The 12,001-nt window shown below is 65.4% G+C and carries 13 protein-coding genes; 6 read left to right on the top strand and 7 right to left on the bottom strand.

Annotated features, from left to right (window positions below):
* Positions 1-18: 18 nt before the first annotated feature.
* Positions 19-1,722: a SulP family inorganic anion transporter gene (locus ACNQVK_RS33230; protein WP_418032953.1), complete on the top strand. Its 1,704-nt coding sequence runs from the start codon at positions 19-21 to the stop codon at positions 1,720-1,722.
* Here ACNQVK_RS33230 and ACNQVK_RS33225 read toward each other — a convergent pair.
* Positions 1,717-2,319 (bottom strand): TetR family transcriptional regulator, encoded by a 603-nt coding sequence (locus ACNQVK_RS33225; protein WP_418032951.1) that lies wholly within the window; start codon positions 2,317-2,319, stop codon positions 1,717-1,719. The two genes, ACNQVK_RS33230 and ACNQVK_RS33225, sit on opposite strands and share 6 nt — an antisense overlap.
* A 108-nt stretch (positions 2,320-2,427) precedes the next feature.
* Between ACNQVK_RS33225 and ACNQVK_RS33220 the strand changes: the two genes are divergently transcribed.
* Both ACNQVK_RS33220 and ACNQVK_RS33215 read left to right on the top strand, forming a co-directional pair.
* Positions 2,428-2,901, top strand: a complete 474-nt coding sequence (locus tag ACNQVK_RS33220) for a nuclear transport factor 2 family protein (RefSeq protein WP_418032949.1) — start codon at positions 2,428-2,430, stop codon at positions 2,899-2,901.
* Between the two features lie 14 nt (positions 2,902-2,915).
* Entirely contained in the window at positions 2,916-3,593 is a 678-nt protein-coding gene (locus tag ACNQVK_RS33215; RefSeq protein ID WP_418032947.1) for a hypothetical protein, read from the top strand.
* Here the strand turns inward: ACNQVK_RS33215 and ACNQVK_RS33210 are convergent.
* From ACNQVK_RS33210 to ACNQVK_RS33200, 3 genes are all read right to left on the bottom strand, one after another.
* Positions 3,569-4,735: an APC family permease gene (locus tag ACNQVK_RS33210; RefSeq protein ID WP_418034481.1), complete on the bottom strand. Its 1,167-nt coding sequence runs from the start codon at positions 4,733-4,735 to the stop codon at positions 3,569-3,571. The genes ACNQVK_RS33215 and ACNQVK_RS33210 overlap by 25 nt on opposite strands.
* 77 nt (positions 4,736-4,812) lie before the next feature.
* Positions 4,813-5,445, bottom strand: a complete 633-nt coding sequence (locus ACNQVK_RS33205) for a PaaI family thioesterase (protein WP_418032945.1) — start codon at positions 5,443-5,445, stop codon at positions 4,813-4,815.
* Positions 5,446-5,453: 8 nt separating this feature from the next.
* Positions 5,454-5,990 (bottom strand): flavin reductase family protein, encoded by a 537-nt coding sequence (locus ACNQVK_RS33200; RefSeq protein WP_418032943.1) that lies wholly within the window; start codon positions 5,988-5,990, stop codon positions 5,454-5,456.
* 126 nt (positions 5,991-6,116) lie between these two features.
* Between ACNQVK_RS33200 and ACNQVK_RS33195 the strand changes: the two genes are divergently transcribed.
* Positions 6,117-6,782: a PadR family transcriptional regulator gene (locus ACNQVK_RS33195; protein ID WP_409551150.1), complete on the top strand. Its 666-nt coding sequence runs from the start codon at positions 6,117-6,119 to the stop codon at positions 6,780-6,782.
* 27 nt (positions 6,783-6,809) lie between these two features.
* On the opposite strand, the gene ACNQVK_RS33190 is transcribed toward ACNQVK_RS33195, so the two are convergent.
* Positions 6,810-8,513 (bottom strand): 3-ketosteroid-delta-1-dehydrogenase, encoded by a 1,704-nt coding sequence (locus ACNQVK_RS33190; protein WP_418032941.1) that lies wholly within the window; start codon positions 8,511-8,513, stop codon positions 6,810-6,812.
* A 143-nt stretch (positions 8,514-8,656) separates the two neighbouring features.
* On the opposite strand from ACNQVK_RS33190, the gene ACNQVK_RS33185 reads away from it, so the two are divergent.
* A complete protein-coding gene (locus tag ACNQVK_RS33185) occupies positions 8,657-9,802 on the top strand; it encodes a Rieske 2Fe-2S domain-containing protein (RefSeq protein WP_418032939.1) in 1,146 nt (381 codons plus the stop codon).
* A gap of 2 nt (positions 9,803-9,804) precedes the next feature.
* Positions 9,805-10,080: a ferredoxin gene (locus ACNQVK_RS33180; RefSeq protein WP_418032937.1), complete on the top strand. Its 276-nt coding sequence runs from the start codon at positions 9,805-9,807 to the stop codon at positions 10,078-10,080.
* A 21-nt stretch (positions 10,081-10,101) separates the two neighbouring features.
* Here ACNQVK_RS33180 and ACNQVK_RS33175 read toward each other — a convergent pair whose 3' ends face one another.
* A complete protein-coding gene (locus ACNQVK_RS33175) occupies positions 10,102-10,701 on the bottom strand; it encodes a TetR family transcriptional regulator (RefSeq protein ID WP_418032935.1) in 600 nt (199 codons plus the stop codon).
* A gap of 182 nt (positions 10,702-10,883) precedes the next feature.
* Positions 10,884-11,813, bottom strand: coding sequence for a hypothetical protein (locus ACNQVK_RS33170; protein ID WP_418032933.1), 930 nt, complete (start codon positions 11,811-11,813; stop codon positions 10,884-10,886).
* Between the last annotated feature and the right edge of the window lie 188 nt (positions 11,814-12,001).

Raw genomic sequence — 12,001 nt, 5'->3', positions numbered from 1 at the left:
GAGTGTTGACTGAACACCATGAGCGTTGGTCGCGCACGCCAAACGTGGGTCCCCGGACTGGCGCAGTTCACCGGCTACCGGCGGTCCTGGCTGCGCAGCGACGTCCTGGCCGGGGTGACGGTAGCGGCGTACCTGGTGCCCCAGGTGATGGCCTATGCGACCGTGGCCGGCCTGCCGCCGGTCGCGGGGTTGTGGGCAGCGCTGGTTCCGATGGCGGTCTACGCACTGCTGGGTTCTTCCCGGCAATTGTCGGTCGGGCCGGAATCCACCACGGCCCTGATGACGGCCACGGCGCTGGCTCCATTGGCCATCGTCGACCCGGCGCGCTACGCGGCGCTGTCAGCGGTGCTGGCACTGCTGGTGGGGGCGGTCTGCCTGGTGGCCGGTCTGTGCCGGCTCGGGTTCCTGGCCGACCTGCTGTCGCGCCCCGTCCTGGTCGGCTACATGACCGGTGTGGCCGTCATCATGATCAGCGGCCAACTCGGGAAGATCAGCGGGATCGAGGTCACCGGAGACGAGTTCGTCGATCAGGTCCGCTCTTTCGTCAGCGGCATCGAATCGGTGCACGTACCCACGGTCGCGCTGTCGGTGACGGTTCTGGTGCTGCTGCTCGTGCTGTACCGGATCTCGCCGCGGTTCCCCGGCCCGCTGGTCGCGGTGCTGGCCGCGACCGCTGTGGTGTGGCTGTTCTCCTTGGACAGCAAGGGAATTCGGGTGGTCGGCGGCATCCCGGCCGGGTTGCCGAAACCTGCCCTTCCGCCGGTCGGAATGACGGAGCTGGCGGCCCTGGTGATCCCGGCGGTGGGCATCGCGGTGGTCGCGTTCTCCGACAACGCCCTGACGGCACGCACCTTCGCGGCGCGCAAGGGGGAGACCATCGATGCCAACGCAGAACTGCGGGCGCTGGGTGTGTGCAACCTGACAACGGGTGTCACGCAAGGTTTTCCGGTCAGCTCCAGCGGCAGCCGGACCGCACTGGGCGACACCGTGGGCAGCCGGACGCAGCTGTACTCGTTGGTGATGCTCGCGACGGTCCTGCTGGTCATGCTGGCCGGCCGCGATCTGCTGGAGAACTTCCCGATGGCCGCCCTGGGTGCGCTCGTGGTCTACGCCGCCCTGCGGCTGATCGACGTGGCGGAGTTCCGGCGGCTGGCCCGCTTCCGGCGCAGCGAGCTGATTCTGGCGGTGGCCACCACGGTCGCGGTACTGGGCCTCGGCGTGCTCTACGGGGTGCTGGTGGCGATCGCCCTGTCACTCATGGACGCGCTGCGGCGCATCGCCCGCCCGCACGACAGCGTGCTCGGCTATGTCCCCGGGATCGCCGGGATGCACGACGTCGACGACTATCCGGAGGCCCAGCTGGTTCCGGGGCTGGTGGTCTACCGCTACGACGCCCCGCTGTTCTTCGCCAACGCGGAGGATTTCCGGGAACGCGCATTCGCCGCGGTGGAGAACGCCCCGGGCAAGGTCGAATGGTTCGTCTACAACGCCGAAGCCAACGTCGATCCGGACCTGACGGCCGTCGATGCTCTGGAGCATTTGCGCAGTGAGCTGACCGCGCGGGGCATCGTGTTCGCGATGGCCCGGGTCAAGTCCGATCTGCGCGACGACCTGGTGGCAGCGGGCTTTCTCGACCGCATCGGCGCCGAGCGGATCTTTCCCACCCTGCCGACCGCGGTGGAGGCATTCCGCAACCGCGCGGACGAACAGGGTGGGTCATAACGGCGCGAGCAGAAGCGCGCAGGCCGTCTTGAGACTGTCCTGCGCCTCGGCGACGGACATGCGCCCGTTCAGGCTGGACTGCAGGATCCCGTGCCAGGTCTGCTGGACGAGACGCACCAGCGAGATCTGTTGTGGGCTTGGGTCGTTGACGCCGGAGGCGTCCAGGAGCATGGTGCGTACCAGCTGATCGATCCTGCCCACTTCGGCGACCACGGCCCCATCGGCAGCGTTGAGGGAGTTGAGCATCGCGGCGCTCAGGTGAGGTTGGCGCAGCATCGTGCGGGTGGCCCGCTCCAGTACGTCGAAGACCCGGTCGGCCGCCGTCCCCGATGGGGTGGACCGGCGATGGATACCGTCCTGCATCCCCTCGACCCGGTCGGCCATCACGGCAAGGAACAGGTGCGTCTTGGATGGGAAGTACCGGTACAGCGTGCCCAGCGCCACTCCTGCCGACTTCGCGACCTCCTGCATCTGGACCTGCTCGGCCGGTCGCAGCGCGCCCAGCACACCGGCTGCGCGCAGGATTGCCTCACGCCGCTCCTGCTGGAGCTCCGAATTGGGCTCCGCCGCGGGGCGTGGTTCCCCGATCCTCGGCAATGCTGCTTCTTCCTGTCGATGGCGAATTCACACTAGAACACAGTCCGCTTGCGCTGTAACCTCAGCCAAAACTGAAATTCATTCTAGTTCCGTGGAGAGGGGCTCGACATGCCGAAATTCACCCGTGATGAGCTGGCCGGCGCGCTCGACCACTACACCAAGACCGTCGAGGTCTGCTCGAAGACGGGCGACTGGGCTCCGTTCGCGGACCTGTTCACCGAGGACGTCACCTACATCGAGCACGCCTACGGCGTCTTCGAAGGCCGCGAGGCGGTCAGGGAGTGGATCACCGCCACCATGGCGCCGTTCCCGCACATGCGCTTCCCACACACCTGGGTGGCCTTCGACGAGGAAAACGGCGCCGTCGTGATGGAGATCCTGAACGTCCTGGATCACCCGACCGAGCCCGGACGGGAATTCGGCTTCCCCAACGTCACCCGTCTCGTCTACGCCGGGGACAACCTGTTCTCCAGCGAGGAAGACGTCTACAACCCCAACCGGGACGCGCCGCGCACGGTCGGCGCGTGGTTGAAGGCCGGCGGGGTCATGCTGAGCGAAGTGCCCGCGGCGAAGCACGCCTGAAATTCAATCTAGTTATGGCTGAGAAGTTCATTTATGCCCTGTGGGGCCCGGGGCTCGCCACCGCCCTGCGGACCGCTGAGTTCCGCGAGACGATGCGGGCGGCAGGTGCGAGCAGGCTGCAGGTCAACGTGGACGACGCCGACGTCGCGCCGGCGACGCTGCGCATCACGACGTTCGATTCCCCGGTTCCCGCGGTGGTGACCGTCTGGACCGAGGTGGAGCCCGGCGACATCTCGGCGGTGCTGTCCGGGCTGTCCGAGCGGTGCGCGGGCTGGGAGGTCGAGGAGCGGACCCCATTGGTTCCGCCGGACACGGCCGACGGCGTCCGTGCTCCGGCCCTCGCCCAGATCGGGTTCCTGCGAATCCCGGCGGACCTGGAAGGCGCGGAATGGCTGCGCATCTGGCAGGGGCTGCACACCGATGTGGCCATCGAGACCCAGTCGACCTTCGGCTACGTCCAGAACCGTGTCCTGCGAACGGTTCTCGGGAACGACCGGGTCGACGCGGTGGTCGAGGAACTGTTCCCGATGGCGGCAATGACCGATATGCATGCCTTCTACGGCAGCGGTGGCGACGACGCCGAACTCCGGCGGCGGCTCACCCTGATGATCGAGAGCGTCACCCGCTTCGGGGCGCACGAGAACCTGGACTCGGTGCCGACCAGTCGCTACGTGTACGACCTCACCGCGTAGATCGCCGCACCGATGGCCACCACCGCCAGCCCGGCGAGCACGGAGGCAAGGGGCAGCGAGAACGCCAGCACCAGGCAGCCGATCAGGCCGACGGCCGGAACCACGCGGGACCACCGGTTCTCGGTCCGCAGCGTCCACGCCGACACGTTGGCGATCGCGTAGTACAGCAGCACCGCGAACGATGAAAACCCTATCGCCCCACGGAGATCCGCCACCGCGGCCAGCACTGCCACCGCGATGCCGACCGCCACCTCGGCCCGGTGCGGGACGGCGAACCGGGGATGCACCGCGGCCAGCCCGTGTGGCAGGTGGTGGTCACGGGCCATCGCCAGGGTGGTGCGCGAGACCCCGAGGATCAGGGCCAGCAGGGAGCCGAGTGCTGCCACCGCGGCCCCGGCCCGCACCACCGGCTGCCACCCTGGCGCGCCGGCCGCGGCCACCGCGTTGGCCAGCGGCGCGGGGGCGGACGCCAGCCCGGGTCCGCCGAGCACCGACAGCACGGCGACCGCCACCACGGCGTAGATCACCAGCGCGATACCCAGTGCGATCGGGATCGCGCGCGGAATGGTGCGGGCCGGGTCGCGGACCTCTTCCCCCAGGGTGGCGATCCGGGCGTACCCGGCGAACGCGAAGAACAGCAGGCCCGCGGCCTGAAGTACGCCACCGGCGCCGACGTCGTCGCCGATACCCAGGCGGGCTGGGTCGGCGGCGCCGGATCCGGCGATGATCACCACCACCGCGGCCAGAACCGCCAGCACGCACGCGACGATAGCGCGGGTCAGCAATGCCGACTTCTGGATTCCGGCGTAGTTCACCGCCGTCAGAGCCACCACCGCGGCGACCGCCACCGCGTGCGCCCACTGCGGCCACACGTACAACCCGACCGTCAGCGCCATCGCCGCGCACGACGCGGTCTTGCCGACGATGAAGCTCCACCCGGCCGTGTAGCCCCAGAACTCGCCGAGCCGTTCGCGCCCGTATACGTAGGTGCCGCCGGACTGCGGGTAGCGCGCTGCCAGCCGTGCCGAGGACGCCGCATTGCAGTAGGCGACGACGGCGGCGACGGCGAGGCCGATGAGCAGCCCACTTCCGGCCGCGGCCGCCGCGGGGGCCAGGGCGGCGAAAATGCCCGCCCCCACCATCGATCCGAGGCCGATCACCACGGCGTCAGTGGTCCCGAGCCTGCGCTGCAGCCCGCCGGCGTGGTCACCCGGCGATATTAAGGTGCGTCGTCCTGAGACTGCATCCCGTGCGCCGATGACAGCCGCGGATGAATGAAGACGCCCTCTGCGCGGACCGTGATGCCGTCCGCGGTCTCTAGGTGTCCTACGGCGAACGTCTTCACTCCCTCGGTACGGTCGATCCGCGCCTCGGCGCGAACAGGGCCGAGCCGAGTCCCCGCTTCATAGCGAAGCGTCAGGGTGCCGGTCACGGCCGGCCGGCCGGGTTTGTGGGCCGTGGCGCCGAGGATGTGGTCGAGAAGCAGGGCGCATATTCCTCCGTGTACATGGCCTGCGGGACCTTCGTAGGCTGCGCCCAGCGTTACATCGGCCCAGACTCTGCCGTCGGATTCGTGGTGGACCACCACCGGGGGCGCCAAGGCATTGCGTAGGCCGATGACGGCGTTTCCCCACGCGAGGGATTGCCCGTTGAGAGTTTGTTGGACTCCGAAGGAGCCTGGGATCAGTGACTGGCTGAGCTCGTTGGCGGCGGCGTCGATCTTGGCCTTGGCGGACGTGATCGTGTCGCGGTCGGCCTGGCTGCGGATGGTTGCGTCGACGAGTCGACGAACAGATTCGGTGAGGGACGCGTAAAGCGTTTCCGGGACTTCGGTCTCGCTGTCGAGGGACATGCCTTCACTTACCCGGTTACCGGATCGAGCCGCCGGTCAGCGAAGCCCCCGTAATCGCCACGGTAGAACAGCAACGGCTGCCCACCGTGAGCTTCCAGTGCCGTCACGTGGACCACGGCGATGGTGTGGTCTCCGGCTCCGTGTTCGAACTCCAAATCGGCCTCGATGGTCGCGAGCGTTCCGTGCAGTTGCGGGGTTCCGTTGGCGGCTGGGCTCCACTCGATGCCCGCGAACTTGTCTTCCGCGCTGCGTGCGAACTGCGCGCATACCGCTTCCTGAGTATCGGCCAGGATGTTGATGCACATTCGACCGCCGGCGCGAATCAGCGGCCAGGTTGACGATCCGAGGGACGGGCAGAACGACACATAGGGCGGATCGAGCGACACCGATGTGACCGACTGGCAGGTGAAGCCCAGCGGCCGCTGGCCATCCTGACCAGTGATTACCGCGATACCGGTGCAGAAGTGTCCGAGTACGGCGCGCATGTCCTTGGGGCCTGGTCGCCGGGGTGGTGTGCCGAGTGTCGCGGTGTCCTGAAGTCCCATCGCTGCGTCTCCCTCATCTCGTGTCGTCAACCAGATTCGTCGAGGTGAGTGGGTCGGGGCAACGTAGTCTCCCGGCCAGCGGTTCATCGAGATCGGCCGCGTGACCTGGATTGTTACCCTTGGGCCATGGATGACCCCGAGCAGACAGCCAAGCCGGCGCTGGCCGCCAACAGCTGGGCACTACTCGGGTTGCTGTCCTACGAGCAGGAACTCTCCGGGTACGACATCCGCAAATGGCTCGGCTGGAGTATGCGTTTCTACTACGGCAGCCCAGCCTTCAGCCAGATCTACTCGGACCTCAAGAAGCTCGAAAAAATGGGCTACCTGACGTCGCGAGTGGACGGCACCGGTACGCGAAACCGACGCCTGTACAAGATCACTCAGTCGGGTCTGGACGCCGTCACACAATGGGCGCGGGAGACGCCGCCGGATCCTCCGTCGTTGAAGCACCCAGCGCTCATGCGGGTGACGATGGGCCACCTGAGCGACCCCGCCACGCTGAAGCAGATGCTCCAGGAGCACCTGGCCTATGTCGATGGGATGCAACGCGACGCCGCCAAGGAAGCCCGTTGGTCCGCGGCCGATCCGGCGTGGGCATATGCCAAGATCGCGCTGGATTGGGCGGATCGCTACTACGCGTCCGAGCGGGAACTCACGCTGCAACTGATCAAGGACCTCGATGAGGCTGAGGCCAACTTCCCGAAAGTTGGTGAAGGCGCCAAGATCCCTTGGCCAGATCCGGCGTACTGGTATGAAATCGAGAGGAAAGCCGACGCCGAAGGCGCCGACTGACCTCCGTTCGCCGGCGATCTGCCGCGCCTACCTGCCCGCCGCGTCGCGTGCTGCGATGTAGCCGTAGACCAACCCTTGTGCGATGGTCGCGCCGGCACCCGGGTAGGTGTGCCCGAAGGCGTTGGCGGCGGTGTTTCCGATTGCGTAGAGCCCGTCGATGGCGGTGCCGTCTTCGCGAAGTACGCGAGCACGGTCGTCGGCTCGCAGACCGCCGCACGTACCGAGGTCGCTGAGCACCATCTTGACGGCGTAGAACGGGCCTTTGACCAGCGGCCGCAGGTTCGGGTTCGGGGTGATCGTGGGATCGCCGTAGTAGCGGTCGTACGCGCTGCGACCCCGCTCGAAGTCGGGATCCTCTCCGGCGAAGGCGTTTTCGTTGAAACGCGTCACGGTGGCGGAGAACTCATCGACCGGAACCTGCATCTTTGACGCCAATTCCGCGAAACTGTCTGCCTTGGTAGCGATTCCGGCGTCATACCAAGCCTGCGGAATGGGCATACGGGGAAACAGTTCGGCGGCGAAGACGTAGCTGTTGCGGTACTGCTGATCGAAGACGATCCACATGTCTTCCACCGGAGTGCCCGACGCTTCGAGCTGGAGAACGCGTTGCCCAAAGCTCATGTAGTCGGCCGATTCGTTTGCGAACCGGCGGCCGTTGTGGTCGACGATGAACGACCCGGGCAGTGACCGCTCGGCAAGCATCACCGCTGGGGCAGCTCCTGGTAGCGGTGCTACGGCGGGGAACCACCATGACTGGTCCATCAGGGCGATATCGGCACCTGCATCCTGTCCGAGCCGGATGGCGTCCCCGGTATTGGATTCCGCGCCCAGGCTGAAATTACTTCCGAGAGAATCGGATTGGAACTTACGACGCATTTCCATGTCGTGGTCGAATCCACCGGCTGCCAGTACGACGCCGCGCCGGGCACTGACGACGAATCGCTTCCCTCCGTGTTCGACGACGGCTCCGGTGACTCGGCCACCCTCGGTGACCAGTTCGGTGAGTGACGTGTCGAGCCAGATGGGGATCCCGGCGCGGATCGCGCCCGCGAACAATCCCGCCGCCAGCGCCTGCCCGCCGGCGGCGTAACGCCTCCCGAGGGCCAGGCCGCCGAGGCCCTGCGCCAGTCGCTTGAGCACGGTGGGCAGACCCTTGCGGGGCACCCGGCTCATCAGGTTCAGCCAGCGGTAATCGGCGCCGGTGGTCGGCATGGGGATGCTGACTTCCATCACTCCTGGTCGCAAATCAGCCAGGTACTCGCCGAGGATCGCGGTGTCGAGCGGGCGGCATTCGCAGGTGCGTCCGGCCGCCGACCCGCCGGGCGCCTCGGGGTGATAGTCGGAGTATTCCTTGGCCCAGAACAGCTTCATGGGTGTTGTGCGGCGCAGCATGTCGACCGTCGCCGGCAGGTTGTCCAGGTATGCCGCGGCGCGCTCCCGCGGCGCAGAATCCGCGACGACCGACTCCAGATACGTGCGCGCGCGCGGCGCAGGGTCGTTGCCGCCGCAGTCCTCGATCACCTGGCTCGCAGGCAGCCAGAGCGCGCCACCGGATCGCGCTGTCGAACCTCCTACGTAAGAGGACTTCTCGACGACGAGGACGGACAACCCATGCTCGTGGGCTGCCAGGGCGGCGGCCAGACCGGTACCGGATCCGACGACGAGAAGATCGACGTCGGTGGCGGCAACGGTCAGTCCGGCGGGAATGGTCTTGTGGCTGGTGGCGGTCACGACCGAAGACGATAGGTCGACAACCGACAAAGTTGATTCTTGTCTCCTGATGAGCGGAACACTGACCTTCCCGTCTGCCCGTCATCGCACTTCAATGGGGCTCAACAGCCAAGGAATTCACTGATCGAAGGATGGCCTGCAACATGACGACGCACTCAGATGCCGAGGAAATTCGGTTGATCGAGGCCGGTTCGGTACCCACCAGGTTCGCCCGCGGCTGGCACTGCCTGGGGTTGGTTCGTGATTTCGGTGATGGTCAACCGCACCAGATCAATGCTTTCGGGCAGAAGTTGGTGGTGTTCCAAGGCGAGGATGGCGCCATCAATGTGCTCGACGGTTACTGCCGGCACATGGGGGGAGACCTGTCGCAGGGGACTGTGAAGGGCAACGAGATCGCCTGCCCGTTCCACGATTGGCGCTGGGGTGGAGATGGCCGCTGCAAATCGGTGCCCTACAGCCGGCGCACACCGCGATTGGCCCGTACGGCAGCCTGGCCCACAATGCAGCAGGACGGCATGCTGTTCGTCTGGAACGACCCCGAGCGCAAGATGCCGCCGGGGGACGTGACGATTCCGCGCATCGAGGGAGCAACCAGTGACGGTTGGACCGACTGGCACTGGTACACCACGGTGGTCAACACCAACTGCCGCGAGATCATCGACAATGTCGTCGACATGGCGCACTTCTTCTACATCCACGGTTCGCTTCCCACGCATTTCAAGAACATCTTCGAGGGCTACGTCGCGACCCAGTACATGAAGAGCGCCGGTCGGCCAGACCTCGGCGATCCCGAGGGATCCAAGCTGCTCGGCACGACCTCGCTGGCCGCCTATCACGGTCCCTCGTTCATGATCGATGACCTGACCTACCACTACCAGGACTTCGACCAACGCACGGTGTTGATCAACTGTCATTACCCCATCGACGCCAATTCGTTTGTGCTGCAGTACGGCATCGTGGTGGAGAAGAATGCGGCCATGCCGGAAGATCTCGCCATGCAGACGGCGATCGCGCTAGGTGACTTCGTCAAGATGGGATTCGAGCAGGACGTCGAGATCTGGCGTAACAAGACCAGGATCGACAATCCGCTGCTGGTCGAAGAGGACGGCCCGGTGTATCAGCTGAGGCGCTGGTACGAGCAGTTCTATGTCGATGCGGCGGACGTCGCGCCGGACATGGTGGACCGCTTCGAGTTCGAGCTGGACACCACCCGCCCGTACGAGGCCTGGATGAGGGAAGTCGAAGCCAATCTGGCTGCCCGGACCGCGGACGCCGGCCCGGTGGGGTGAGAATGTCTGTGCGCCCGGATAATCGCCTCGACGATGCGCCGATGGCGCCGGTGATGTGCGCACGTTGCGACGCCGGCGTCGAGGTGCGCAAGAGCAGTTGGAACCAGACCAGCGTTCAGTGGACCGCTGCCGCCCTGGAGCGTTGTGAAGAGCGTTGCACCGCAGCTCAGTTGGTCGGCAACGGTGGACGAGGTCTGTTCCTGGCGTGCTCGGCCTTGAGCGGTTCCATTGTCGACGCGGTGTGTTCGGGAGCGCTACAGGTGGTCGACGAGACTTAGTGAAACTCGGAAATCCGGCGGCTATCCCTTCAGGAGGCTGACGGTACGGGCAAGCTGTTCCGTCAGTTCCCCCAGGGCAATCCGACGCTGAGCGAAGGCCGCGACGTTGGACATCCAGACATCGGAGAGTATCTCGGCGGCCCCGATCTTCCTCGCGTCCGATTCACCTTCTCCGACGGAACCGATGAAGATCCGGACAGTCAGCCGTCTCACCTGGTCGGCTTGGATCGCGGCGGCGCCGTCGGCATACAGGTAGGGGCGAATCATGGCCTCGGCAAACTGCGACGATGAGCACAGTCTGTCGGTCAGCGTCAGGGCCACCCGCAGCAGGCGCTGAAACGGATCCGCTTCGCCGGCGACGCCGCGATACTCCGTTTCGAAATCCCATAGCCATTCGTGAAAGCACGCGAGCAGCAGGTCGTCCTTCGATGGGAAGTATTGGTACACAGTGCTGGCCGACATGCCCGCCACCGTGGCGACTGAACGGATCTGGCACGCATCGTAGCCCTGGGAGGCCAGTTCCGTTGCCGCGGCGATGATCCGGTCACGCCGTTCTGCTCGCCTGACCTGAAATTTCGTTGTCCGGTTCGCCAATTCGGGAGCGGAGAGACTCTGCAACACTGGCCACTCCTTCGGTACTCAGAGGCCTTGGCAACGAGAAGGCTAAGCCCTGCTCGGCTGATTGAGCGCAGTTGTTCTCGCTGACCGGACAGCCCAAATCGAGGTTGTTCGTGACCGATGTTGCACCGCAAAGTGACCCAGCCGCCGAATCGCCAGCAGCGACTGGGTCACCCCGATGTGCCCTAAATGGACGACGCCGGCATGATCGGGATCTTCTTCATCGCACTGGCTCGGGGATCTGGCGCGGCGGCCGCGGCTGCGTGGTTCTCTTCTCCTCTCGTGTAGGTCCAGACACAGAAAGGCTCGCCGTCGGCGAACTTGAAGTCCTTGGGTGGAAGATTGATGGCGAGCTTGCAGCCTGGAAAGAATGGCGCTGAGATGCGTTGCTCGAAAGTGCAGTTCATCCATGCCCGGGCTGGTGGATAGAGACCCTCGTCGGTGTACTTCTGGAGCACCTCACAGCGGCGCATGTTCAGGACAACGTGATCGGGGTTGTACACGATGTACTCGCCGCCGTAGCCCAAGGTTCCGTCGATGCTCAATACCGCAAGCTTCAGGAAATCCACGACGTGCACGGGTTCGATCTTGAAGACCTTCGCGAGCTTCGGGTACTGGTAGTCGATGATGAGCTGGTACATGTCGGGCAGGCCCAACCAAACCTCCTCCTCGGGGATGATCTTCGTCCACTGGTCGATGAAATAGTTGTGGCCCTTGAGATATTGGTCCCAGTAGGTCTTGATCAAGCGGATCAACGCCGGCTTTGTCAGGTCTTCGGTCTGAGTATCGAAGGGGATGGCCTGGTACTGGGCGTTTTTCCAGTCCCAGCCCGGAGGGGCGATGAAACGTCCCATTGGCATGACCTGGCGCATCCCCGCCCGTGAGACGCCGGCGGCGACGTCCATGGCGGCGTTGATGCCGACCTTCTCCGAATAGATCTTGACGTGGGCGTAGGGGACGAAGTTCAAGACATCTTCGAACACCCTGGCCAGACCGAGAAGGAAGTCGCGCGAGAAGTCTTGGATGTTCCCGACCTTGCCCATGAAGTCGTGGGTGTAGTCGTCATAGTTGAGTTCGTTGTCCTCGGCGGTGATTTCGTCGGGTTGGGTTGTCACGGGTTCCTCCTCAGAGTGTTGCGATCTCCGGTGCGGCAGCATGCGCGGGGCGATGGGCGCCGCTGGTGGCAGATTCTGCATGGGTGGCAGAATCTGCCAAACCGATAGTAGGTTTGAGGGGACCTCGGTCACCGGGTGAATCCCGCTGATCGGGAGGTGCACCGTCTCAGGGCTGGATTGGACGCGGC

It is taken from the genome of Mycobacterium sp. 134 (assembly GCF_048282715.1).
In the GTDB taxonomy this organism is placed as follows: domain Bacteria; phylum Actinomycetota; class Actinomycetes; order Mycobacteriales; family Mycobacteriaceae; genus Mycobacterium; species Mycobacterium septicum.
Note: the sequence above shows the minus strand (reverse complement) of the source record. Positions and strands in the feature narration are given on the sequence as shown.